19 protein-coding genes are annotated in these 25,246 nt (G+C 54.0%); 16 read left to right on the forward strand and 3 right to left on the reverse strand.

All coding sequences use genetic code 11. The features are described from left to right. Nucleotides 1-4: 4 nt before the first annotated feature. The 6 genes from EYR88_RS01885 to EYR88_RS01910 all read left to right on the forward strand — a co-directional run bounded on the left by EYR88_RS01885 (nucleotide 5) and on the right by EYR88_RS01910 (nucleotide 4,953). Nucleotides 5-511, forward strand: a complete 507-nt coding sequence (locus EYR88_RS01885) for a DUF177 domain-containing protein (RefSeq protein WP_207306456.1) — start codon at nucleotides 5-7, stop codon at nucleotides 509-511. Nucleotides 512-528: 17 nt separating this feature from the next. Continuing rightward, complete coding sequence (rpmF, locus tag EYR88_RS01890; RefSeq protein WP_060701450.1) at nucleotides 529-732, forward strand: 50S ribosomal protein L32; 204 nt, start codon at nucleotides 529-531, stop codon at nucleotides 730-732. Between the two features lie 24 nt (nucleotides 733-756). Continuing rightward, entirely contained in the window at nucleotides 757-1,434 is a 678-nt protein-coding gene (rnc, locus tag EYR88_RS01895; protein ID WP_242632431.1) for a ribonuclease III, read from the forward strand. A gap of 9 nt (nucleotides 1,435-1,443) precedes the next feature. After that, on the forward strand, nucleotides 1,444-2,376 hold the full coding sequence (gene mutM, locus EYR88_RS01900; protein WP_131088048.1) for a bifunctional DNA-formamidopyrimidine glycosylase/DNA-(apurinic or apyrimidinic site) lyase: 933 nt from the start codon (nucleotides 1,444-1,446) through the stop codon (nucleotides 2,374-2,376). Between the two features lie 472 nt (nucleotides 2,377-2,848). After that, a complete protein-coding gene (locus EYR88_RS01905; protein ID WP_131088049.1) occupies nucleotides 2,849-3,955 on the forward strand; it encodes a PQQ-dependent sugar dehydrogenase in 1,107 nt (368 codons plus the stop codon). 47 nt (nucleotides 3,956-4,002) lie between these two features. Then, nucleotides 4,003-4,953, forward strand: a complete 951-nt coding sequence (locus tag EYR88_RS01910; RefSeq protein ID WP_131088050.1) for an aldo/keto reductase — start codon at nucleotides 4,003-4,005, stop codon at nucleotides 4,951-4,953. A 143-nt stretch (nucleotides 4,954-5,096) separates the two neighbouring features. On the opposite strand, the gene EYR88_RS01915 is transcribed toward EYR88_RS01910, so the two are convergent. Continuing rightward, nucleotides 5,097-5,912 carry a serine hydrolase domain-containing protein gene (locus EYR88_RS01915; protein ID WP_131088051.1) on the reverse strand — a complete coding sequence of 272 codons (816 nt, stop codon included), beginning with the start codon at nucleotides 5,910-5,912 and terminating at the stop codon, nucleotides 5,097-5,099. 149 nt (nucleotides 5,913-6,061) lie between these two features. Here EYR88_RS01915 and smc point away from each other — a divergent pair, with 149 nt between their 5' ends. Further along, on the forward strand, nucleotides 6,062-9,634 hold the full coding sequence (gene smc / locus EYR88_RS01920; protein WP_131088052.1) for a chromosome segregation protein SMC: 3,573 nt from the start codon (nucleotides 6,062-6,064) through the stop codon (nucleotides 9,632-9,634). A gap of 51 nt (nucleotides 9,635-9,685) precedes the next feature. Here the strand turns inward: smc and EYR88_RS01925 are convergent, their stop codons facing one another. Then, nucleotides 9,686-11,089 (reverse strand): tetratricopeptide repeat protein, encoded by a 1,404-nt coding sequence (locus tag EYR88_RS01925; RefSeq protein WP_131088053.1) that lies wholly within the window; start codon nucleotides 11,087-11,089, stop codon nucleotides 9,686-9,688. Between the two features lie 491 nt (nucleotides 11,090-11,580). Here EYR88_RS01925 and EYR88_RS01930 point away from each other — a divergent pair, with 491 nt between their 5' ends. Continuing rightward, complete coding sequence (locus EYR88_RS01930) at nucleotides 11,581-13,089, forward strand: glycosyltransferase (protein ID WP_131088054.1); 1,509 nt, start codon at nucleotides 11,581-11,583, stop codon at nucleotides 13,087-13,089. 92 nt (nucleotides 13,090-13,181) lie between these two features. On the opposite strand, the gene EYR88_RS01935 is transcribed toward EYR88_RS01930, so the two are convergent. Continuing rightward, nucleotides 13,182-14,465 (reverse strand): MFS transporter, encoded by a 1,284-nt coding sequence (locus tag EYR88_RS01935; RefSeq protein WP_131088055.1) that lies wholly within the window; start codon nucleotides 14,463-14,465, stop codon nucleotides 13,182-13,184. A 172-nt stretch (nucleotides 14,466-14,637) separates the two neighbouring features. On the opposite strand from EYR88_RS01935, the gene ftsY reads away from it, so the two are divergent. The 8 genes from ftsY (at nucleotide 14,638) to ffh (ending at nucleotide 25,200) form a co-directional block, all read left to right on the forward strand. Beyond that, nucleotides 14,638-15,810 (forward strand): signal recognition particle-docking protein FtsY, encoded by a 1,173-nt coding sequence (gene ftsY, locus EYR88_RS01940; protein ID WP_131088056.1) that lies wholly within the window; start codon nucleotides 14,638-14,640, stop codon nucleotides 15,808-15,810. A gap of 454 nt (nucleotides 15,811-16,264) precedes the next feature. After that, the gene (locus tag EYR88_RS01945) at nucleotides 16,265-17,188 is read left to right on the forward strand and encodes an SH3 domain-containing protein (RefSeq protein ID WP_165477259.1); all 924 of its coding nucleotides are present in this window, start codon (nucleotides 16,265-16,267) and stop codon (nucleotides 17,186-17,188) included. Nucleotides 17,189-17,236: 48 nt separating this feature from the next. Beyond that, nucleotides 17,237-17,836 carry a gamma-glutamylcyclotransferase family protein gene (locus EYR88_RS01950; RefSeq protein ID WP_131088058.1) on the forward strand — a complete coding sequence of 200 codons (600 nt, stop codon included), beginning with the start codon at nucleotides 17,237-17,239 and terminating at the stop codon, nucleotides 17,834-17,836. Nucleotides 17,837-17,852: 16 nt separating this feature from the next. Beyond that, nucleotides 17,853-18,533, forward strand: coding sequence for a hypothetical protein (locus EYR88_RS01955; protein ID WP_131088059.1), 681 nt, complete (start codon nucleotides 17,853-17,855; stop codon nucleotides 18,531-18,533). 388 nt (nucleotides 18,534-18,921) lie between these two features. After that, a complete protein-coding gene (locus EYR88_RS01960) occupies nucleotides 18,922-21,030 on the forward strand; it encodes an acyltransferase family protein (protein ID WP_131088060.1) in 2,109 nt (702 codons plus the stop codon). A 179-nt stretch (nucleotides 21,031-21,209) separates the two neighbouring features. After that, entirely contained in the window at nucleotides 21,210-21,869 is a 660-nt protein-coding gene (locus tag EYR88_RS01965; RefSeq protein ID WP_131088061.1) for a hypothetical protein, read from the forward strand. Between the two features lie 296 nt (nucleotides 21,870-22,165). Further along, a complete protein-coding gene (locus EYR88_RS01970; protein WP_131088062.1) occupies nucleotides 22,166-23,386 on the forward strand; it encodes an ammonium transporter in 1,221 nt (406 codons plus the stop codon). Nucleotides 23,387-23,637: 251 nt separating this feature from the next. After that, entirely contained in the window at nucleotides 23,638-25,200 is a 1,563-nt protein-coding gene (ffh, locus tag EYR88_RS01975; protein ID WP_131088063.1) for a signal recognition particle protein, read from the forward strand. Nucleotides 25,201-25,246 lie beyond the last annotated feature (46 nt).

Raw genomic sequence — 25,246 nt, forward strand, 5'->3', positions numbered from 1 at the left:
CTCTATGGAGACTCTAAACGAGCAGGTTCCGGCACCCACTGATGTGGGAAATGCACTCATCGGTATTCGTGGAGGATCTGAGCTTGACTTAGATCTTCGCCTTGAAGCCGTACATGAGGGAATTTTGGTATCGGGTACCGCTACAGCGCAAATTGCTGGGGAATGTGGACGATGCCTTGATCCTATCGAGTACGACTACGAGGCTGATATTCAAGAGCTCTTCTACTATGAAGAGAGCGAAGAATTCGAAGACGATGATGATGTGGATCAGTATTGGGTAGTCGGTGACTTGATTGACATCGATCCGGTATTGCGGAGCGCAGTGGTTACCGCCCTGCCGTTCCAGCCGGTTTGCCGGGAAGATTGCTTGGGGCTCTGCAACGAATGCGGAATCAACCTCAACGATGAACCTGAGCATCACCATGAGGTTCTTGATCCACGTTGGGCAGCGCTAGCGCAGCTGTCCGACAACGCCACAGAAGATGTGGCACAAAACAAAACGTTAGACTAGAGAGAAGAGAAGTAGTCGTGGCTGTTCCAAAGCGGAAGATGTCCCGTGCGAATACTCGTGCCCGCCGTTCTCAGTGGAAGGCTACCGCACCGAGCTTGGTTAAGACCGTTGAAAACGGTCGCGTAACCTACAGCCTGCCTCACCAGGCAAAGGTTGTGACTGACTCGGCTGGTACCGAATTGTTCCTTGAGTACAAGGGTCGCAAGGTCGCAGACGTCTAAGACATGTCTTCTAAAGAAGAACTAATGAAGCGTCTCGGAATCGATATTGATTCCGAGACGTTTCGTCTTGCATTTACCCATCGCTCGTATTCATACGAGAACGGTGGCATTCCAACGAACGAGCGCCTTGAATTCCTCGGCGACTCAATCCTTGGCTTCTGCGTAGCTGAATACTTGTACGCTACTTTCCCTGATCTGCCTGAAGGCGATCTAGCGAAACGTCGAGCTGCAATCGTCAGCACCCGCGCATTGGCCATCATTGCCCGTGACCTCCAAGTAGGCGAACACCTGCTTCTCGGACGTGGCGAAGCCCAATCCAACGGAGCAAACAAGTCCTCCATCCTGGCTGACACCGTGGAAGCAATTTTGGGCGCAACGTACCTAGTGCAGGGGATGGACGCCGCGCGTGCATTTGTCCTGCGTTTTGTTACCCCGTTGCTTGAAGACCCTCGTCTGGTGGGTGCGACTACCGACTGGAAGACTGTCATCCAAGAAGTTGTTGCCTCGCAGAAAATGGGCGAACTTCGCTACGACGTTGCCGGTTCCGGGCCAGATCACGCCCGCACTTACGTAGCCACCTTGCGCATCGCTGAAAAGGGCTACGGCGAAGGCCACGGTCCATCCAAAAAAGAGGCCGAGCAAGAAGCTGCCCACCAAACGTGGCTGCAATTTAATCCTGGCGAGCAAGTTCCTAAGCGTTAGGTACTGCGCATGCCTGAACTTCCCGAAGTTGAAGTAGTCCGACGTGGGCTAGAGAAGTGGGTTCGCACCCGTACAGTTCAAACCGCTCAGGTGTTGGACCCACGTTCTGTCAGAAGACACCTTGATGGTGTTATCGACTTTGAGCAAACCTTGACCGGTTGCACCATTTCTTCTGTTGCCCGTAGAGGCAAATTTCTTTGGATGGGCCTTGACGGGCTTGCTACTCCTGCCGTCCTGATGGCACATCTGGGCATGAGCGGGCAGCTGCTGGTTGAGCAAACTGATGCACCCGACGAAAAACATCTTAAAGTCCGGCTAACGCTCAGTGATCACTTGGATTATCCCAGTGAGCTCAGATTCATAGATCAGCGCATCTTTGGTGGAATGTTTATCTCACCGCTCGTTCCAACTAGTGACGGTTTCCCTGGGGGAGACGGAAGCGACCAGGCCGCTATTCCGCTAGCCGCCGCGCACATCGCTAGAGACGTGCTAGATCCATACCGCAGTGCAGAAGACCTTTACGTATCCCTGCGCAAACGCAGTACAGACCTGAAGCGTGCCATCTTGGATCAGGGAGTCATCTCTGGTGTTGGCAACATCTACGCGGATGAAGCCCTCTGGTTGGCACAACTCTCTGGGCTGCGTAAAACTGCAACGATACGGCGCAACGAAGTTCAACGACTTAATGATGCTTTGAAAGACGTCATGACTCGCGCGCTCGCTGCCGGTGGGACTAGTTTTGATTCCTTGTACGTCAACGTAAATGGCGCTAGCGGTTACTTTGCGCGCTCACTGAACGCCTACGGCCGCGAGGGGAAAACATGCCTTCGGTGCGTCGAACAGGGCAGGGAATCATTGATTCGCCGTGACCCGTTTATGGGTCGCTCTTCGTATAGTTGCCCGGTCTGTCAGCCGCGGCCACGTGCTGCGCGGGGTCGGTAAACGCACTTCGCTGGTCTCGGGCTGAGAGCTTTCGTTGGCCTGTATAAGGCCGTGCGCTTCCGCGCCCAGTCAGATAATGATCAGGCTCAGGATAGTGCCGGAGATACACGTCGAATGCGCAGCCATTCCTCATGGTCCCGAATAGATCCGCCGGCCGCGCGGGCGTCGCCGGCTTCGGGTTGGCCACCTCGATGCGTCGCAACCAGGGGACTCGCCGGTTTTGGCCAGTGGGCAGGCCCACCAGAGGTGATTCCACCTTCTCGCGGCAAGAAATCAAGAATTCTCGCACCTCTGACTTTTTACCCATGTCTATGTCGGGATAACGAAAACCGAGCTCAAGGGAGCCATTCTTTGTACCCCATGGACCTAGACCTGGTTCGATTCGTTGTGTAGGGGTACAAACAGGGACTGCCAGAGCGATGAACAAATCGCTAGGGTTAGTGACCACCGAGCCCACGAGAAAAGATGTCTGATGAGTATCCGTATTGTTTACACCGCAAATGACCGTTTGGCTCGGCGCCGAGCGGTGACTTTGATATTGCCACTGCTCAGTTTCTCCCTTCTGACCGGCTGCTCCGCTGATGCCAAGCACCCGATATCCAGCCCGGGAGCTGCGGAAGCCTCGGAAGCCTCGGAAATCTCGGCATTAACCACTGAGCTTGATGCGCCGTGGTCTATTGCTTTTCACGGTGAAACCACGTTGCTTAGTGAACGGGACTCCGGCAGGATACTTGAAATTGACGCCAACGGAAATCAAAGAGAAGCGGGCAATATTTCAGCAGTCTCCGGTGTCGGAGAAGGCGGGCTATTAGGAATTGCCGTTCACGAACGGTACCTCTATGCCTACTTCACTGCAGGTGAGGAAAACCGTATCGAACGCTTCACGCTCACCGGTGCGCCAGGGGCGCTGGAGTTAGGAGAGCCCCAGACGATTCTGGAAGGTATCCCCTCGGCGAGTTACCACAACGGTGGACGGATAGCCTTTGGCCCCGATGGCATGCTCTACGCGACAGTGGGGGATGCTGGGGATAGCTCGGTGGCGCAAGAGAAAAGCTCACTGTCCGGCAAAATTCTACGACTCACCCCTGAGGGCAAAGTTCCTGAAGATAACCCCTTTGAAAACTCGCCCGTCTACAGCTACGGGCATCGTAATCCTCAAGGGATTGTCTGGGACGCCAAGGGGATCCTCTATGCCTCTGAGTTCGGGCAGAATACCTCGGACGAACTGAACATTATTAAACCCGGCGGGAACTACGGTTGGCCAAAAGTTGAAGGAATCGCCTCGGATGATCAGTATGTTGATCCGATACAACAATGGGATCCAGCCCAGGCTAGTCCTAGTGGCATGACTATTGCCGGGGACTCGATTTGGATAGCCAACCTTCGCGGTGAACTACTTCGGGAAGTTCCGCTTCAAGACACTTCAACGTCCATAGAGCATCTGGCAGGCGAGTACGGCCGCTTGCGCGATGTTGCCACCGCACCGGACGGATCCCTACTGATCCTGACAAATAACACCGATGGGCGGGGAACTGCGAATAATGAAGATGATCGCCTACTGCGCATGGAGCTTGGCTGAGGGTTAGGCTAAGAGCCAACATCGCTTTCGCGCACTGGAGCTAATCAATGAAGACACTTCCCCTTGGTCGCACCGACATTCAGGTATCCACGATAATCGCCGGCATGATGCGAATCGCGGGGGACACCGATGAGCAGATCCGAAACTTGTACGACACTGCGCGCCAAGCGGGGATTAACTTCTTTGATCATGCAGATCTGTATGGCTTCAACCATCCAGGTGGTGGATACCACCACTGTGAGCGTCGCTTTGCTCAAGCGCTACAGCTAACTTCCTCACAGCGTGAAGAGATTATCTTGCAGACTAAAACCGGCATCTTGGTTAACCCATCCGGTTACGACCAATCTTATGAACATATTGTTGGCTCAGCAGAAGAATCTCTCAAAGCCTTGGATACCGACTATCTAGACGTTCTGATGCTGCACCGCCCCGACGCGCTAGTGGAACCAGAAGAAGTAGCCAGGGCATTTGATCATCTGCGCGCTAGCGGAAAAGTGAAGGCCTTCGGCGTCTCCAACCACACAGCACGCCAGATTGACCTGCTGAAGACCGCGGTCACCCAACCGATCGTGGCCAACCAGGTTCAACTGTCCATCACCCACGCCCCGATTATCACTCAGGGTCTGTCAACTAATATTGCCGGTCATGATGACTCGATCGCCCGAGATGGCGGTGCGCTCTTGGACTACTGCCGGATCAACAAGATCACGCTCCAAGCGTGGTCACCGTTCCAGAAAGGCATTTCAGACGGAGTCTTCCTAGGCTCCTCAGATTTCCAGGAGCTCAATACAGAGCTGGATCGGCTAGCTGACGTTTATCAAGTGGATCCAATGGCTATCGCAGTGGCATGGATAACTCGGCATCCTGCTGGAATTCAGGTTGTTTTGGGTAGTACCAAACCACAGCGCATCCTGGATGCAGCCAAAGGTTCAGATGTTGAGTTGACCCGCAGCGATTGGTACACCCTATATAAAGCTGCCGGGCACAACCTGCCTTAAGCACCTCATTTGAAGAGACTTCACGACCCGCTATTGCCAGAAGCGCACATTCCACGATGTGGCCACCGAACGTGCAGCGCATCCGGTTCGAGTACTAAATAGCGCGAGACCGGTGAGTACAGCATGAAGTTAGTTGGCTGGTCTTAGCTAGTGAGTTCAGCGAGTAACTGCTCATTAAACGGAGTCCACGCATCAACGGCCCACTGGCCAAAGTTCTTATCGGTCAAGGTCACGCAAGCTAGCCGGTGTTCTGGATCCACCCACAGGAAAGTCCCGGACTGACCAAAATGGCCAAAGGTCGTAGCAGGATGATTAGCTCCGGTCCAATGTGGCTTCTTGGTGGAACGAATCTCGAAACCTAGACCCCAATCGTTAGGATTCTGACGTCCATACCCAGGCAGGATCCCAGCCAGATTCTCAAAATGAACGCGCGTTGCATCGTTCAAAGTCTGCAGAGCAATGAGGGTTGGGTTCAGCAGTTCAGCGGCAAACTTCGCTAAGTCTGCTGCGGTGGATCGTCCGTCTTTGGCGCAGCTACCAGCGATCGTAGTTTGGCTCATGCCCAAAGGCTCAAAAACAGCCTCACGAGCGTAGTCGGCCATACTGATCCCAGTTTGCGCCTCTAGATGTTCGGCAAGCTTCTCAAAACCAGTATTCGAGTAACCGCGCTTGGTACCAACAGCAAAGCGAATGGTTTCTGAATCGAAGTCGTAACCGGCGGTGTGCGCCAGTAGGTGATGAACGGTGGAACCTTCAGGCCCGGCGTGTTCACCAAGACTGATGGCTTCTTCTTCCAGAGCTATCAAGAAGGTGTAGGCACTGAGCAGCTTCGTCACTGAAGCCAATGGGTATACCCGGCCCGTATCGCCGTGCTGGTCAACGATGGATCCTTCGCCGTTGATAACAACGGATACGGCGTTATCGGATGGCCATTGCTCGATCTGGCTCAGAATGCTCATGAAATGATCTATCCCTCGATATTTCTTGACGGTATATGCGAGCAGAATCAGAAAAACCCAAGCACGCTTCGCTAGAATTGCGTGAAGGATTGAGTGTTACTACCCAAACCAACCATAGCGATCTGACCCAAACATAGGAACTTAACGCCGTGCATCTAAAGACTCTCACCGTTCGCGGCTTTAAGTCTTTTGCGTCGGCAACAACCTTTGACTTTGAGCCAGGTGTTACCGCGGTGGTTGGTCCCAACGGTTCAGGTAAGTCCAACGTGGTGGACGCACTTGCTTGGGTTATGGGTGAGCAGGGCGCCAAGACACTGCGTGGCGGCAAGATGGAAGACGTCATCTTTGCGGGCACTACCGGGCGGGCCCCGTTGGGTCGAGCCCACGTGTCTTTGACCATCGATAACTCAGATGGCCAGCTACCAATCGACTATGCAGAAGTCACCATCTCTCGTACGCTCTTCCGTGCCGGTGGCTCAGAGTACGCCATCAACGGAAATTCCTGCCGCCTGCTTGATATACAAGAACTCCTCTCCGACTCCGGCCTAGGCCGAGAGATGCACGTCATCGTTGGACAGGGCCAGCTGGACAAGATTCTGCATGCAACGGCCGAGGATCGCCGTGGCTTCATTGAAGAAGCTGCCGGTGTACTCAAGCACCGTCGCAGGAAAGAAAAAACCCTTCGTAAGCTTCAGGCGATGCAGGGAAATCTTGACCGTCTAGAAGATCTCAACGCGGAAGTCCGCCGTCAGTTGGCGCCATTGGGGCGCCAAGCTAAGATTGCTCGCCGTGCACAAACCGTCCAGCATGATGTGCGTGATGCAAAATCGCGTCTGCTCGCTGATGACTTGGTATCGCTGAACAATAAGCTAGCTCAAGACATTGATGATGAGTCGCAGATTCAGGCTCAGCAGCAAGAAGCAGCTTCACGCCTTGAACGCGTCAAGAAGCACATCAACGAGTTGAGCACCGAGCTTGAAGATGTTGCCCCACGCCTAGGGAAAATTCAAGACACGTGGGTGGCTCTGAGTACCCAGGCTGAACGTTATCGTTCGCTAGCTGCCCTGGCACGGGAACGAAGCAAGCTGCTGGAAAGCAACGAGACTCATTTTGATTCAAGCCGAGACCCAGAACGCTTAGAAGCTCAAGCCCAACGGGTGAGCGAAGAACTCGAAGAGCTAGAAGAAGCCGTAGAAGACCGCCACGAGATTCTTGCCGAAGCGGTCGAAGCCAAGGAACAGGCTGAAGAAGAATCGCGCGCGGAACAGCAGCGCATGGCTGCAATGCTTCGCGCCGCCGCGGACCGTCGCGAAGGAATCTCTCGTCTTGCTTCTCAGGTAGCCTCCGCTCGTAGCCGTGTGGACGTCACCCGAGCAGAGATTGTGCGACTTCAGGAAAGTATTCAGTCCTTTGACTCTGACCTTGAACTTGATCAGCGGTCCCATGATGAAGTCTCCGTGGACCTCAATGTGCAGCTAGCCGGCGAAGCTGAACTAAACGATGCCTTTGAAACCGCGGATCATGAGTATTCAGAACTATCGCAAGCACAACTTTCAGATGCGCATCGAGAACGTGAGTTTTCGGTTCGCGTCTCTGGTCTGCGCTCGCGCCTCGAAGCGCTGAAGCTCAATACCAAACCGGATGATCAGTCCTCCCGGTTACTGCGTGATTCCTCTGAAATCTTGCTTGGACGCCTCGGTGAGCTGATGACCGTGAACGCCGGCTACGAGCAGGCCGTCGCTGCAATCTTACGCGATAACGCGGAGTCCTTGGTAGCAACGGATATTCACAGTGCACAGCAGCTGATTGAACAGTTGCAGGCGGATGAGGCTAGCGCAGTATTCCTGCATGCAGTTAATCCTGAAGCAGCTAAGACAACACCAAAGATTGCCAGTGCTATCAGTGCCCGCGAAGTAGTGGGCGGTCCAGAAAATCTGACCGCCCTGCTAGATAACTTGTTCGCCGGTCATTATGTGATTGAAGAGCTGAGCCAAGCTGCTGAGATATTGAAAGAGAACCCAACGGCTCAACTGACCACCCTAGAGGGGGCAACACTCTCCGCACTACGCAGTTCGGTCGGTGACTCTTCAGGTGCTTCGCTGATTGCCCAGCAGGCCATGGTGGAACAGACTGAAACCGAACTCACCGAATGCCAAGAAGAACTGGCACGAGTTGAAGAACAAATCGCTGAACGCTCCCCAAACCTCTCCGTTGCACAACAGGGCCGAGAAGACGCACTGGGAGCACTGGGTGAATCGGATGCCACCATTGATGAGCTCAGTTCGTACCTTGCCCGTCTGGGCCAGAAGCTGCGTAGTGCACAAGAAGACAAGCAAAAGCTCGTTGAACACCTTGAAGCCTCACGAGAAAAGCTTGAAATTGAGCAGGAATCTCTTGAAGAGATCACCGAGCGCATGGAACTTGCCTCTACTGACCAAGAGGAAGAAACCATCGATGATGCAGCACGCGCGGCATTAGCCGATGCTGCTGCGTCCGCTCGACAGCAGGAACTCGAAGCTCGCCTTGCGCTTCGAAGCAGTGAAGAGCACGTCACCGCGCTACGCTCACGCATTGAGGGACTACGCCGTACCGCTGCAGCTGAAAGAAACCACCGCGAAGTTGCTGCGCGCCGGGCCGAACAACGTCAGGCACAGGCTGCAAATGCGGCACGTATTGAAAAAGCCGCTGAACGAGTTCTGCGTTTTATTGAAGTCTCGGTTTCCATGGCCGGACAAGAACGCGAGGAACTTTCCGCGAAGAAGGCCGAACTTGATGAATTGCTTAGCAGTCAGCGCACCGAAGCTGAACAGCTCTCCACCGACCTAGCGCGTCTAGCAGACGCAGTGCATCGAGACGAGATGGCCCGTGCTGAGTTGCGGTTGCGCATTGAGAATCTAGAGACCAAGGCATTAGAAGAGCTAGGGTTCACCCCGGACCACCTCATTGCTCATTTTGGTCCAGATCAGTTGATCCCAGAAGCTATCGATGAAGACGACAAATGGGGCTCACTGCGTCAAAACGTCGATGAAGATGGTAATCCAATCGGCACCAAACCTTTTGATCGCGTTGAGCAAGAGAAGCGTTTGAAAAAAGCTGAACGAGATCTCTCCGCACTGGGAAAGGTTAACCCGTTAGCGCTTGAAGAGTTCGCAGCGCTCGAAGAACGTCACAACTTCCTTTCTGGACAGCTAGAAGATCTCAAGAAGTCACGTGGAGACCTAGAACAGATCATCGCTGACGTTGACGCGCACGTAGAGCTCGTCTTTACCGAGGCGTACAACGATACTGCCGTCCAGTTCAAACGTATCTTTGAGCGACTCTTCCCCGGGGGAGAAGGACAACTAGTTCTCACCGACCCTGAGCACATGCTCACCACCGGTATTGAAGTAGAAGCACGTCCTGCCGGTAAGAAGATCAAACGGCTGTCCTTGCTTTCGGGCGGTGAGCGCTCACTGACTGCGGTGGCTCTGTTGGTAGCGATCTTCAAGGCTCGCCCTTCGCCGTTCTATGTCATGGACGAGGTGGAAGCTGCCCTTGACGATATGAACCTGGGACGCCTGATCACCATCTTTGAAGAGTTGCGTGAATCTTCTCAGCTCATCGTGATCACTCACCAGAAGAAGACCATGGAAATCGCTGACGCTTTGTATGGCGTGACCATGAGAGGCGATGGCGTCACTACCGTGATCAGTCAGAAGATGGACCGCGCTGTTTCTTCGTAGCGGGTAAATCTCGTGTTCTGTCTGGATGCCGTGTACAAGCTAGATCAACAATCAGCTCGTGACCGCTAGCTTCTTTTTGGCCACGGCCGCTTGTACTGCCACAAGGCGCTTCTTCGAACGTTGATGTTTAGGTGCTAAGCGCACTGCCTCACGCATGGATGTCTGGGCGGCGTCCAAATTTCCGGCCTTCACCAGACATTCGCCCAATCTCAGATGAAATGCGGAAGTCTTAGGCGCAAGCTCAACCGCTCGCTCCATTGCGCTCGCCGAACGTTCATAGTCGTCTTGTGCGGCGAAGACGTAGCTGAGCCGAACCAGATAGTGGGAATTATCCGGCGCAAGCGTGATGGCTTGTTGCACCGACTTTTCTGCACCAACAAAGTCTTCAGCTTGCAGCTGCCACTCGCCTAAACGCAGGTGATACTCAGCCCGGTCAGGTGCAATAACGAGCGCCTGTTTCATTGCATCGATAGCGTCCACCCAATGTTCCTGAGCGGCGTAGGCATAGCTCAATCGAACATAAGCAGCTGAGACTTTCGGATCAATCTTGATTGCCCTACTGATCGAGGCCTGAGCTTCCTTGGCTCTGTCGGCTTGTAGCAGCAGTACACCCAAACGCAGGTGGAAGTCGGCTTTGGAAGGGGAAATCTTGATGGCTCGTCGAATGGCCCTGATGGCGTCCGATATGCGGCCCTGGTTCTCAAAAATCTGACTGAGCCGAACGTGCGCCTTGGCCAACGCTGGTTCTCTGCTTAATGCCTGTTCGAAGGCTGTCTTGGCCTCATCGTAGTTTTCGGCCTTGAACAATAACTCACCGAGCTTATAGGGGAGTCGTGCAAGTTTTGTATTCAGCGTGACCGCGGTTCGTAAGCTATAGATCGCTTCAGTTAGATAGCCTTCGCGATTGAGTACGGCAGCCTGAGACTCATACGGATAGTGCGTGAGCGCAGTCTGGGTCTTCACGACTTCACGGAACTGGTCCACGTTGAATTCCTCGTGAGCAATTTCGCTGACGAGTCGTTTCAGTTTGTAGGTGTCGTTGAGGAAAAACGACACGGGGTGTCCGCCATATTCGAGGGGAACCATTGTTCCGGCGGTCATTCGTTCAATGCAGCGTGCGTGTTCCACATCGATGGTGTCTGGGCAGTAGAAAACGTAGCCTTTGGAATCCTTACATTCGCCAGTCCGGATGTAGTTGTGCGTGAAGTCAAGGATCTGTCCTTCGTCGCCCCACCTGTCGTCATCGACTTCGCCACCCTCAGCAATGTCGTACAGAGGGGAGAGGGCAATGAAGTATTTGGCGCCGAGTTTAGGTGCAAGACTAATCGCCGCCATACCTCCCATGCTTCCGCCGTAGGTGATTACGGTGGTTCCTTTGGCGCGATCCTTGATGAGCCTGATGACTTCTTCGATTTCATCGGTCTGATACCAATGATTTCTACTACGCTTAACCAAAAATTCATTTAAACCTAGTTGCGCAAATATACCGCGACCATATCCGTTTTCAAACGGGCTTGGCTCAACCGCACTGATGTATTTGTTTCTTGCCTCAAAAGTGACGATTGATATGGGAAAACCCCCGTCGTGGTAGTCCACCGCAAGGTCTTCGCCGACAAATAGTTTTTCATGATTAATAGCATTCTTTTGCACAGATAAAACCTTAGCTGTGCGGCGCTGAATCGTTCAACATATTAAGGGGATTGGAGGGGCGTAGGATGTACCCAGAACTATTTTTCTCAGTTCGTGCAAGATGTGTCCCTAGTTACCTTTAGGTAGTCGACGAAGTGATGGATATGGCCAATCTGGCTTACCGTTACCAAATCGTAACCGTACTGATCAGACCGGATTTATTATCCAGTGAGTCCACCTCGCAACTCGTGTGTATCTGTATATAATTAGGGTAGACATACACTGAACCTAATCGGGTTCTGAAATTTGGGAATTTGATGGCGCTGTTTAGAAAACGTAGCAAAACTACTGGTGACAAAGCTCTTCAGGAGGCCGTAGCCCCAGAGCCGACGATCTCGGAGCCGCAAAAGACTGTTACTCCCGAGCCGCAGGCACCAGCGGCCGAAGCGACGGTAGCGCCGGACGAAAACATTGAGCCCGCAAAGCCTGAGGGTATTTTTGTCAGCGTCGTCATCCCTGTTTACAACTCGATGCCATATTTGACCGAGCTGCTCAATTCTCTAGAGCTTCAGGATCTGGACAAGAGCCTGTACGAGGTTATTGCCGTCAACGATGGTTCCACCGATTTTGGTGGAGAAATCTTGGACGTCTACGCCAAGCGCAATGAGAACTTCACCGTGGTCCATCAGGAGAACAGCGGCTGGCCAGGCAAGCCCCGCAACGTTGGAACTGCCTTGGCTAAGGGCGAGTATGTCTTCTACGCTGACTCCGACGATACGTTGGGTACCGAAGCATTGCGCCGCATGCGCGACTTCGCGCTGGAGCATGACGTTGATGTGCTTGCGCCCAAGCTGGTTCCAGTAGGCGGCCGCGTCATTCGGACCTCACTGTTCGCTTCGACCCAGGTTGACGTGCCACTGGAGTCCATCTTTGCGACCTTGATGCCACAGAAGCTGATCCGTCGTCAGATGATCCTCGATAATGATCTGCGCTTCGCTGAAGAGAAGGTCCGCCTTGAAGACGGCATGGTTCTAGCCGGCTGCTACCTGCACGCAAAACGTGTAAGCGTTCTTGCCGACTACGAGTACTACTACATTCGTGAACGTGGCGACGGAAACAACATCAGCGCCCAGCCATTTGAGCCACATGGCTACGTGCAGTCCATGACTCACATCAGCAATACCATTCGCGATAACACCAAGGATGATCCCGAACTGGGTCGTCGATTGATCGCCGGGTTGTTCAAGCGCAAGGGCCTGAAGTTCTTCGTTGGAGAACGCTTCTTGAAGTACCGCGATGCACGTGCCAAGTTGTGGATGACGGCCTTTGGCCCCTATGTGCAGGAATTCCTGTCCGAACGCACCAACGAAGTGCTCAATGACCAGGACACTGCTAAGGCAAATGCGATCATCGCTGGGGATCACGATGAGCTCAAGCGTCTGGCCGCTTTGGATGAACAGGTCGCAGTTCGCCCAGAACTGACCAAGTCTGCGAGCAAGAGTGATCACTTTGAACTGCAGTTTGTGGTTCCGACTCTTGGGCCTACGCCGCGCGCTGTGTACGTTGACGAACGAGAAACCGATCGTCGCTTGGAATTCCCGGTCACCGAACAGGGTGCTGGAAAGTATGTTGCTCTGCTTCCATACGCAGCACTTTCGGCGCAGTCCCTGGCCATCACCGATGTTCACGTGAAGTATGACCATGCGGAGACCCGTCGAGTGCGGGTTCCCGCCAACGTCAAGGAAACTAGCTTTGCAGGTGTTCGGGTCTACCGAACTGTCAATGGTGCGTTGAGCATTGACCTGCGTAAAGCCAAGTGGGCGTAAACAGCCTCGTTAGAGCAAAATAATGGCGCCACTACCCAATTATGGTAGTGGCGCCATTACTGATTTAACGCAGCCCGATTATCGCCTGGCTCTTATTTTGTGGTGTCGGTGTTCTGAGAACCAATGGAGTCTGTTTCATCGCTAATGGCCACCGGCCGGATGGTCCGGGGAACAAAGGACCAGCCGATCAGACCAACCAGAGCGACCAGGGCAGAGACCCCGAATGCGATTTCATAGTTGAACGCATCGGCGAGGAAACCTGCGAGCAGTGGGCCGATAATGGCACCCAGATCCTGACTCATCTGGAAGCCGGCCAGTGCCTTACCGCCGTTACGGCCGGTTCCAATCACGTCGGAGATTGATGCCTGCTGAGCTGGGCCAAGAATGCCACCGCCAAACCCGGCGAAGATTGAGCAGATGATAAATCCAGCGGCACTGGTGAATACACCCATCGAGCCGATGGACACCAGCAACAAAGTTAGGCCAACCATGACAGGTATCTTGCGCCCCACCACGTCTGTGAGTTTTCCGGAGAAAAGAAGCGCGAGGCCATTGCCGATAGCGAACAAAGCCATCGAGAAACCAGCAACGGTGGTTCCTAAGCCTTGACCAAATACTGCTAAAGCAAACAGCGGGATCATGCTGTTGCGAATACCGAAGGCTAACCATCCATAGCTGAAGCCAGAGAAGAGGGCCGCACGGTACGCAGGTGAAATCAACGCCTCACGGGTGGTGACCACCTCGATGGCTGCACGGGTCTTCTTCGGATCTTCGGCGTCACGATCCAGATCTCGGCGACGTCCCAACGCGAAGTACACCACGGCTGCAGCGGCAACCAGCGCGGTGCCGTAAATGAAGAAGGGCACCCGCATACCCAGAGGTGCCAGCACGCTACCGAGCACCGGTCCGGCGACGTTGCCCAGCAGGAACGCTCCTGCGTACAAACCTGAGATTCGACCGCGAGATGCCTCGGGGGAGAGTCGAGCGATGAGGGCCATGGCTGAAATGGTGAACATGGTCGAGCCAAAGCCACCCAGTCCGCGGGCAATCAACAGCTGAGTGTAGTTCTGCACAAATCCACACAGCAGTGTCGAGAGCGCAACCAAGAGCACGCCGGTGACATAAATGCGCGGTTCACCAAGCTTGCCTACCAAGGCACCAGCCACGGGTGCGAAGATCAGTCGAGTGAAGGCAAAAATGCTCACAATGACACTGGCTGCCGCTGCGCCCACATCAAAACTAACTGCGTACTGCGGCAGGATCGGTGCGATCAGGCCAAAGCCCAGCGCGATGATAAAGGCCGCCACCAGAAGGACTCCGATTTCCCGGGGGATCGGGGCACGTGCCTTGGTATTGCGAGTGAAAAACTTATTCATTGCCGATGGTCTGAGTCAGCTCAGACCTGCCAGCCTTTCTGCGGAGCAGTGAGTTGGGTCAGTAACTGACTAAGTCTATGTTCTCCACCTTGCATAAGACATCGCTATAAGAGTGCTTTCTGCGACATCACAAGGCGTGGTAACTCACAGAAGGTGTGAGACGATTTAACCTGTGTCTGATTCGCTTACATTAACCATCATCATTGTCGCGGTTGTTGCCGTGGTGGCCATTGGCATTATCGCCTTTGTCACCAAGGGTCGCAAGCCGAAGACTCCATATACTTCCGAGCGCGATGCTGACGACAGTTCAGCTGGTCAAGGCGAGGATGGCTCCACCGTTACGACGGAAGGTGCCACCGATACTGCCATTGCTGTTGAGGAACCAGTTTTCCCAGCAGCGCCAAAGCTTGATGTACCCGAGCCAGTTCAGGGTCGTCTTGCGCGGTTGCGTGCTCGACTGACCAAGTCCAACAACATGTTCTCTAAGGGTCTTTTGGCCCTGCTCAGCCAAGACACCATCGATGAGGATGTCTGGGACGAGATCGAAGAGAACCTGCTCATGGCAGACCTCGGAACCGAACCAGCCATGGAGCTTGTTGACGCATTGCGTGAACGAGTGAAGATCGAGGGCAGCAAGGATCCTGTTCGGGTCAAGGCGATGCTTCGCGAGGAGCTACTCAAGTTAGTAGATCCAAGCCTGGATCGCAGCTACCTGCCTGAACCTCATGCTGACCGCCCAAGCATCATTATGGTTGTAGGCGTCAACGGCGTCGGCAAAACCACCACCATCGGCAAGATGGCCCGCGTATTTGTTGCAGACGACAAAGACGTGTTGCTCGGTGCTGCCGATACCTTCCGTGCAGCAGCTGCTGAACAGCTGGCTACCTGGGGTGACCGCGTAGGTGTTCCCACGGTACGTGCCGATATTGATGGTGCTGACCCAGCGTCGGTTGCTTTTGAAGCCGTTAGTGCCGGTATCGATCAAGAAGTCGATATTGTCATGATCGATACCGCCGGTCGCTTGCAGAACAAGGTCGGCCTGATGGACGAGCTGGGCAAGATCAAGCGCGTGGTTGAAAAGAAAGCCACCATTGACGAAGTCCTGCTAGTACTCGATGCAACCACCGGACAGAACGGTCTCCAACAGGCCAAGGTGTTCTCGGAAGTTGTCAACGTTACCGGCATCGTACTGACCAAGCTCGACGGTACCGCCAAGGGTGGAATCGTCGTTGCTATCCAGCGTCAGCTTGGTGTTCCAGTGAAGCTAGTTGGTCTGGGCGAAGGCCCGGATGACCTTGCTCCATTCAACCCAGAAGATTTTGTGGACGCGCTGCTCGAAGGCTAAGCGAACCAAAAAATCTGTACAACTGTGGCCCCGCCTTTTGGCGGGGCCACAGTTGTCTGCGCTGACCGTCCAAGGCATCTCAAAGATAACAATTACGTCTCAGCGCTCCGTGCGCCAGGCACCGTGGCGCGATGGTTACGGGGAGAACGTGTCAATAAATAATAAACACGTCGTGAATACCTGCAAGTGGTTCAAGTTATTACTTGAGTGGCGCGAGGCACTTCATTGCATGGACAACCTTTGGTGCATTCGAGTTTCATAGAGCACGTGGGAACTTAAAATATAACGAGTTTCATAGAGCACGTGGGAACTTAAAATATAAAGAGTTGATAAAACGCTTGTGGCGCCACCTCTTGGGCTCTATTCTTCAATTGAGGTAACCTCCCGGGCATTCCTTGCCCGGAACCATCAGTCGCATCTTTCGAATAGAAGATGAGGTCAAGGTCCGATGCACATGGCACAACTCAAACTTCGGTATGTGCTTGTCGCAACCCTTGGAATCATGTCACTCTTTGTCACGCCTTTAGTGGCCGTGGGCGCCAACTCGTCAGTTCCATCTCAGACAGTCCAGGTATCACTAAGCCCCTACGATCCTGAGAACGCTCCGCCGTCAAAGTACATCAAGAAAGTCACCGAGACGAAGACAACGGAAAATCTGAATCTCAGGAAGTCTCCCTCAACCAGTGCAGCATCCCTTGGTGTCATGCCTAAAGGGACCATCGTTAAACTGACCGGTCAGAAATCTGGCACCTGGAGCCAACTTACCTGGGGATCCAAGACCGGTTGGTCGGCAACCCAGTATCTGAGCACACGAACTTACTTGAAGGATGACTCGGTCCGGTACATGACTAGGTACTCAGGTATCTACTCCACCGCAGCGCGTACCAAGCGAATTGGTTCGGTGAACCTTCGCACTGAGGTAAGTCTGCTGGAGGTTAGCGGAACCAGTTCTCATATCAAGACTGCGTACTATCACGGTTGGGTCGATTCCAAGAATGTGGTTCGCACCCGTCCGGCAAAGCAGTATCGATACGTTCAAAAAAGTGGCAGCATCTACTCGACAATGAATCCAAAAACCGATGCCTATCTGGGCCGGATTCACCATGCTGAAAAGTATGAGTACCGTCGTTGGGATGCAGCAAACCGACGTGATGAGATCTACGTCAACGGTCGCTGGGTCTGGACCAGCACCACCAATCGCGACTATGTGACCCCGCAATACCGGTACGCACAGCGCAACGGATCGGTCTACAGCGCCGCATCAAAGACCAATTCGAAAGTGGTAGGCACCATTACCAGAGGCACCCGTGTTCGTTGGGGCGCTTGGGACTCTGCTAATCGCCGTGACGAAATCAATCTCCATGGCAAATGGGTCTGATCCTCGGTTACCGACCGCAACAAGCCGGCCCCAATCATTCCTCCCGCCGTGGACGTAAAGAACTACGCCCGTTTCAGCACCATTGGGCTGACCTTGCGAAAGAATCCGATTTCCGGCTCTGCGTCCGTTGGCAGCATCAAAAAGGGCTGGAAAGTTGTCGTCACGCACAAGGCCGAAGGTGGACGGGTGCATATTAATGCTGGATCCAACTCTGGCTGGATCAAAGAATCGGGAAACCTGCGAAAGCACGGACCATATTCTGTAGCCGTCTACGGCACCTTGCGTACCGGACAATCAGCTTACAACGTCATGAGCGGTTTCCAGCAAAAGGTCAAGGACCAGCGCTTAGCCAACTCGTCCCTGTACCAATTGTGGAATAGGAATTGGACCTTCCTCACCAATGGTCCAAAAACCGTTGTGGCCGAGCAATTCCAATACTCGGATTCGGCCGGACCGGGCATGCTGAGGAAGCTGGATATCTACGAAGGCCAGCTGACGTACCAAGGCAGGCCGATGTACACCAGACAAAATGTTCCGCTCACCGACGGATCTGAGTCGTGGACGTACAAAACAACATCGTTCTCGGAGCCAGTGGTCAAGAATTCGGGCCGCTACATTTCCTCCGGCGACTTCCTGAAGCGTTCATAGAAAAGGGGACTGGACAATGAACACACTCAATGAACAGAAGAATCCGTCCAACAGCCCAAAGCGCAAAGTCGCGCTGGCTGTAGGTTCCACTATCGCGGTGGCTGCAGTCTCGGTAGGGCTCATTATGGGCACCAACTACTATTCTGCCCAGGCAGGGCCAACGTCCCAGAAGTTGCAGGACGAGATGGCAGACGTAGCAAAGACCGACGCGGAAACTGGAGACGACGTCCACGTTGACACCCAAGCCCAAGTCATCAAAAACTTGGGTCAGGCAGGAAAGCTCACGATGGATGGGGCAACCAAACCGTCTTTTGAGGTGACCGTGCACAGCGTGAAGGTCTTGGATACCTGCACACTGCGTGGCTTCGGTGAAAAGATCGCACCAGAGCACAAGAAGTTCCTGTTGTTGGATGTCAGCGCCAAGCTCGCGGAATCAGCCGAAAAGGTAGTCAAGGAAGACATTGCGCTGATGCCATTGGACGCCTCGGCTTTCGGCGTCTCACCGGGGGAGAACCGCACTGTTGTTTATGATCTGAATACCGTTGCGGCATTCTCTTGTGATGTGGATGATGCCTTAGATATCGCAGTCGGAGCAGGGGATGAAATTCGAGGCAAGGTCATCCTCGACTCTCCCTACGCAACCGGTGAGGTTGTTTACGACCCAGACAAGACCGGCGGATGGACCTGGAGCTACTGAGGTCATTTCAAAACAATCAAGGCGCTTGGCTTCCACTGTCGTGGAAGTTAGGCGCCTTGTGCGCTCTACGGCAGTGTTTTGGTTTCTTGCTTGTAGACGTATTGCGACACGCCCAAAGCCCGACAGGGACGAGGTCTACGCGAATCAGCGCGTCAGTTCGTGGGCAGTTGAGAAATATCCCAAGTCAAACGTCAGGTAAACAAGAACTGAGCGAAATGTGAACCGACCCTAGAAGCGAAGCAGCGAAGGGATTTTCAGAAATCAACCAGAATTTCCGGTAATTATTGAATGCGAGCAATGGCGTTTCAACTCCATGGATGCCTGCTCCGTAAGCTAAACCAGCCGGTAAAGGATCCACCACGACGTGTCGTCAAATCAAGACTTGCCCATGCCTTTAAAAAAGGATCCTAAACCCGCGGGATTTCGCTCTGATATCCAGGGGTTACGTGCCATTGCCGTAGGCATTGTGGTGCTCTATCACTTCTGGAGTCACTACCTCCCAGGTGGTTTTGTTGGTGTAGACGTCTTCTTCGTCATCTCAGGGTTCCTGATCACCTCCCACCTGATCGCCAAGCCACCAAAGAACATTGTTGATGTCGGTCGATTCTGGATGCGGCGCGTCAAGCGACTGCTCCCGGCCTCGTTCCTAGTCATTTTCTTTAGCGTGCTGGGTATTTGGATCTTCGCCCCGCAAACGGTCTGGCAGGACTGGGGTCTGCAAGCACTTGCAGCGACGTTCTACTTCCAGAACTGGTTCCTGGCATTAACCAAAGTTGATTACCTTGCTGAAGGTGACGCGCCAAGCCCCTTTCAGCACTTCTGGTCACTCTCCGCTGAAGAGCAGTTCTACTTTGTCTGGCCGGTACTCATCGGCCTGCTAGTTTTCACAGCATTGAAGTACAAGAAGCAGATCAAGTACATTGTTCTGGCAGGCGTTGGCCTAGTATTCGTTCTGTCCATCGCCTATTCGCTCTACGCCACGGCAACAGACCCGGGCGCTGCCTACTTCTCAACCTTCACCCGAGTTTGGGAATTCGCAGCCGGAGCATTGGTCGCCGCACTCGGGGCAAAGGCTCACGCCGCCAAGAATGATCTAGCTAGCTTGATCGGATCATGGGGCGGAATCCTCGCAATCGCCTTTAGCGCTTTTGCCTTTACCGGTGACATGCCATTCCCGGGCTACATCGCAGCCATTCCGGTGTTCGGTACTGCATTAGTCTTGCTGTGCAATTCAACGCACAAGTATTCCCCAAATATCTTCTTGAGCACTAAGCTCTTTCAGTTCTTCGGCGATAATTCCTACGCCATCTACCTCTGGCATTGGCCGTTGCTGGTCCTACTGCCGTTTGTGGTTGACGACTTCAAATGGCCTCAAAAGTTTGCTGCCCTTGCGCTGACTTTAATCCTGTCGGTCTTGACTCAGAAGCTCGTTGAAGTTCGCTTCAAAAAGTTCATTGAGACTTCTGCACTTCTCACCGCTCCACGCTTCCTCGCCGCAAGCAGCCTGGTCCTTGCCCTATTTGCTGGCGCCTTCTACATGAACAGCGTCAATGTTGCAGATGAGGCCCAGGACATCAATAAAGCAAAGGCACAAGTTGAGAAAACAGTCGGTGAAGATTGCCTCGGCGCATCAGCACTGAGCGATAAATGCTCGTTGCCTAATGCCGCGCAAACGCCAGACCAAGAGATCGCCCCTGCGCCCGTAGCCGCAAAAACCGACAAGCCTGTGCTGTACAAGGACGATTGCTTCGCCAGCCAAGTCACCGACTTCAAAGAGCGCCCGGTCTGCAGCTACGGTAAGGGCAAGATCAAAGTTGCCTTGGTTGGTAACTCGCATGCCGGCCAGTGGTATCCAGCAATCAACCGCATTGCCAAAGAGCACGGCTGGCAAGTTGATACCTACGTAGCCAACCGTTGCGCCATCATGGGCGAAGGTCAGCGATTCGATGATGAAGCCAGCGTGCAAGGTTGCGAAGATCTAGGGGACTGGGTCACCGGTCAGATCAAGAAGAAAGACTATGACCTAGTCATCTCTTCCAACCGCCAGTCCGAGCCTCTTGCAGGACATACGATGGAAAGTTCTGAAGCCCCCGCCACAGAGGCCTATGAGAAGATCCTGAGCCAATGGTCCGACACCGGGGCTGAAGTAGCGGTCATCCGTGACACTGCGTGGCCTGGAGCCACGCTAGAAAATGCGCCTGACTGTGTTGCCGAAAACTCTGACGATCTTGATGAATGCAACGGCAAGGCCGAAGACTGGATCCCGATGGATCCACAGGCTGATGCCGCTAAGGCGCTGAAGGATCCAAACATCGGCGAGGTCGACATGAACGATCAGCTGTGCAAGGACGAGAAGTGCTACACCGTCATCGGCGGAATTTTGGCCTATTGGGATCATTCCCATCTCAGTGCTACCTACGCCGCGTCGCTTTCGGGGACTTTGGATTCGCGTCTACAAAAGGCTGTGGGATCTTCCAAGCTGTTTCCAACGTCCTAGGAACGCAACAACAACTTAACTGAATAATCAAAGTTGCCACCGGTCCCGGACCGGTGGCAGCTTTGTCTGTGCGGAGACATCCGATAAAGCCAAAGTGTCCCTACCCACTGTCATGATCAGCAGTACCTGGATGCAATTGGGGGATCCGGGAACTCGCACCCACGAAATGGAGTAGGACCATGAAGAGGTTCTCATTGGCAGCGGTCGCTGTCGCTGTCGTTTTTTCCTTGAGCGCTTGTGGAGTTTCAAAAGAAGACTTTGAAGCTGCCCAGGCATCCGCTGCGTCCTTGGACTCACAGAAGCAAGCACTGGAAGCTGAACTTGCTGATACCAAGACCACCTTGGCAACGGTTCAAGACGAAGCGGACACCTTGCGCACCGCTGAGGAAGAACGCGTCGCAGAGCAAGAGGCTGAAGCATCTCGCAAAGCCGAAGAAAAAGAAGCCAAAGAAGCTGCCGAGAAAGCTCAGAAGGAGCAAGAGAACAAGGCAAAAAAGATCAGCAAGCGTGAACTTGATCAGATTGTGAAGAATCCAGATTCTCACATCGGTGAAAACGTCATCTTCTACGCGCGGATCACCCAGTTCGATTCCGGTACCGGACCGTGCATGTTCCGTGCAGAGCTGAGCAACGTTTTGGTGGGCAAATACGACTACGAACACAACGCGTTGTTCGCCGCTGGTGATGGAGTCTCCGAGTGCGCCGAGCTAGATGATTATGTGGCTGAGGATCTGGTGAAGGTCACCGCCACGGTGACCGGTTCACTGACCTATGACACCACTATTGGCGGCTCCACTACCGTGCCGAAGTTCCAGGTAGTGAAGATTAAGCGCTCCTAAAGACGGTGTGAATTCATAAAGGTTCGGGTCAGTCCTCGATTCAGAGACGCTGGCCCGAACCTTTTTCGCCCGCATTTAACCTCGTGGTGAAAGAGGGGAAACAGGCTCGAAACATAGCAGAGAACTAAACGTTACTTAAAGGGGTGACTTGATACACACGCGAAACGAATCCGCGAGTATATCGAAACATCAGTGGCGAAGAATGAAGTCAACACCGGGCCAAGGACACCGTATTCCTGCAGTAGGGCCCGACTCGCCACCGATACACCGATACACCTTGAGGGGATGTGATCCAGATGGAGTTGGACGTTGCCAGCTTATGGATCCTGATAGCAGCCGCACTTGTACTGATGATGACACCAGCACTTGGAATTTTCTACGGCGGTATGACTCGCTCTACCGGCGTCGTGAACATGATGCTGATGAGCTTTTCTGCAGCAGCGATCACCGCAGTAGTTTGGGTACTTTGGGGGTACTCGTTCTCCGCAGGTGAGCCAACCATCGCAGGCATCGTGGGAAATCCAATCAGTGATTTCGCCATGCACAACACCGCAGAAGCGGATCTGCTTGCTGCCGGTTTCTCCGGCACCTTCGCCATGATTTCGGTGGCCATTATTTCCGGCGCAATCGCCGACCGCGCTCGCTTTGCACCATGGCTCTTCTTCATCCCACTGTGGGTCACCCTGGTTTACGCACCGGTGGCCTTCTGGGTATGGGGTGGCGGTCTTCTCTCCGCTGATGGCGCACTGGGCAAGATCTTCGGTGAAGCAATTGACTTCGCCGGTGGCGCAGTAGTTCACACCAACGCAGGTATCGCAGCTCTTGTACTCGCACTGAAGCTCGGCCAGCGTCACAACTTCCACGATCGTCCACAGCCACACAACACCCCACTGGTCATGCTCGGCGCTGGCCTACTGTGGTTCGGTTGGTTCGGCTTCAACGCTGGTGCAGCCACCACCGTTGAGCAGGCTGGTTTGATCTGGATCAATACTTTCGCTGCCCCTGGTGCAGCAGTTCTAGGTTGGGTCCTCATCGAGAAGCTGCGCGGAGAACGTGCAAGCTCGGTAGGCGTCGCTTCCGGTCTGGTCGCTGGTTTGGTAGCCATCACTCCTTCGTGTGCAGACCTGGCCCCATGGGCTGCATTGGTTCTTGGCCTAGTGGCAGGTGCCGGTTCGGCTTGGGCAGTAAACCTCAAATGGAAGCTTGGCTATGATGACTCACTCGACGTGGTCGGCGTTCACCTGGTCTCCGGTATCATCGGCACCTTATTCCTTGGCTTCTTCGCACTGCCAACCGAGGAAAGTGCTGGTGGCCTGTTCTACGGTGGCGGACTATCGCAGCTGGTTGCACAGTTCGTAACCCTGGCCGTAGTCATGATCTTCTCAGCAGTGATGACCTGGATCATCGCAACAGTCATTGGAAAGTTCAGCCCATGGCGAGTATCGGCAGATATTGAAATCGCCGGTATCGACGCCGCAGAACACAACGACGCTGGATACCAGCTGGCTTCCAAGTAACGAGGTGGAATCTGAAAAATAACATGAACAAAATCAAGGGGTAGGACATCGGTTACGGTGTCCGGGAAACCGCCGGTGGGCCATGCAGCCACCGGCGGTTTTCTTTTACCCTGGAGCGCAGCAAGCAAACGCACAACCAGTATTGGTGTGGAGCTGGTTAGATGCAGCCTCGATTCTTGATATTCTTATAAGTCGAGTCCTGTGCGTTTTTTATACGCACCACAAGACCTATCGAAAGAAGTGCCCGGCACGTGTTTAATTCACTTTCCGATCGCCTGACAGCAACCTTCAAAAACCTGCGCGGCAAGGGCCGCCTGACCGAAGCAGACATTGACGGTACCGTCCGCGAAATCCGTCGCGCCCTGCTCGACGCTGACGTTGCCGTCTCGGTGGTCCGCGCCTTTGTGGCCCAGGTGAAAGAACGTGCACTGGGCATCGAGGTCTCCGAATCTCTGAACCCAGGCCAGCAGGTCGTCAAGATCGTCAACGAAGAACTTGTTGGCATCCTCGGTGGCGAAACCCGCCGTCTGAACTTGGCCAAGAACCCTCCAACGGTGATCATGCTCGCCGGTCTACAAGGTGCTGGTAAGACCACCTTGGCCGGTAAGTTGGCTAAGCACCTGAAGTCTGAGGGCCACACCCCGATGCTGGTGGCCTGTGACCTTCAGCGTCCAAACGCTGTAAAGCAGCTACAGATCAACGGTGAACGTGCCGGGGTACCTGTTTATGCACCGCACCCGGGTGTCTCCTCGGAATTTGATACTCCAACCGGTGACCCGGTAGTAGTAGCCCGCGACGGTATCGCTGAAGCCAAGGCTAAGCTGCACGACGTAGTCATCGTGGATACCGCCGGCCGTTTGGGTGTTGACACCGAAATGATGGCCCAGGCTGCGAACATTCGCGCTGCCATCAACCCGGACGAAGTCCTCTTTGTTATCGATGCGATGATCGGTCAAGACGCGGTCAACACCGCGCAGGCCTTCCATGAAGGCGTCGACTTCACTGGTGTCGTTCTTTCCAAGCTGGATGGCGATGCCCGTGGTGGTGCCGCACTGTCGGTAGCATCGGTGACCGGTAAGCCAGTGATGTTCGCATCCACCGGTGAAAACCTGGACGACTTCGAGATCTTCCACCCAGATCGTATGGCTTCACGCATTCTGGACATGGGCGACGTCATGACGCTCATCGAACAGGCTGAGAAGAACTGGGACAAGGGCGAAGCCGAGCGTATGGCGAAGAAGTTCGCCGACCAGGAAGACTTCACCCTGGATGACTTCCTTCTTCAGATGGCCCAGATCAAGAAGATGGGCTCGATGAAGAAGCTGCTGGGCATGATGCCCGGTGCACAGATTTCTCGTCAGCAGCTTGAACAGTTTGATGAGCGCCAGATCGACCGTGTCGAAGCCATCGTTCGTTCGATGACCCAGCACGAACGTGTGGCTCCAAAGATCATCAATGGTTCACGCCGTGCCCGTATTGCTAAGGGTTCCGGCGTTACGGTGTCCGAGGTGAACCAGATGCTTGAACGCTTCACCGAAGCCCAGAAGATGATGAAGAAGATGGCCGCCGGTGGCGGTATTCCTGGTATGCCAGGTGCCGGTAAGGGCGCAGCTCGCAAGGCAAAGGCCAAGGGCAAGGGCAAAAAGCAGCAGAAGTTCGGTAACCCCGCCAAGGCTGCACAGGCCGAGTTGGAAGCTCAGAACAAGAAGCCAGCAGCACCTTCGGGTGCCGCGTTTGGTCAGAACGCCAATGCGGACTTCGACCCATCAAGCTTGAACCTGCCTGCAGGCTTCGAGAAGTACTTGGGTAAGTAAGCACTAGCGCGTAGAAATGGACCTGCGCCGATCGTCAGTAGACGAT

It is taken from the genome of Arthrobacter sp. S41, from assembly GCF_004320535.1.
GTDB lineage: Bacteria > Actinomycetota > Actinomycetes > Actinomycetales > Micrococcaceae > Glutamicibacter.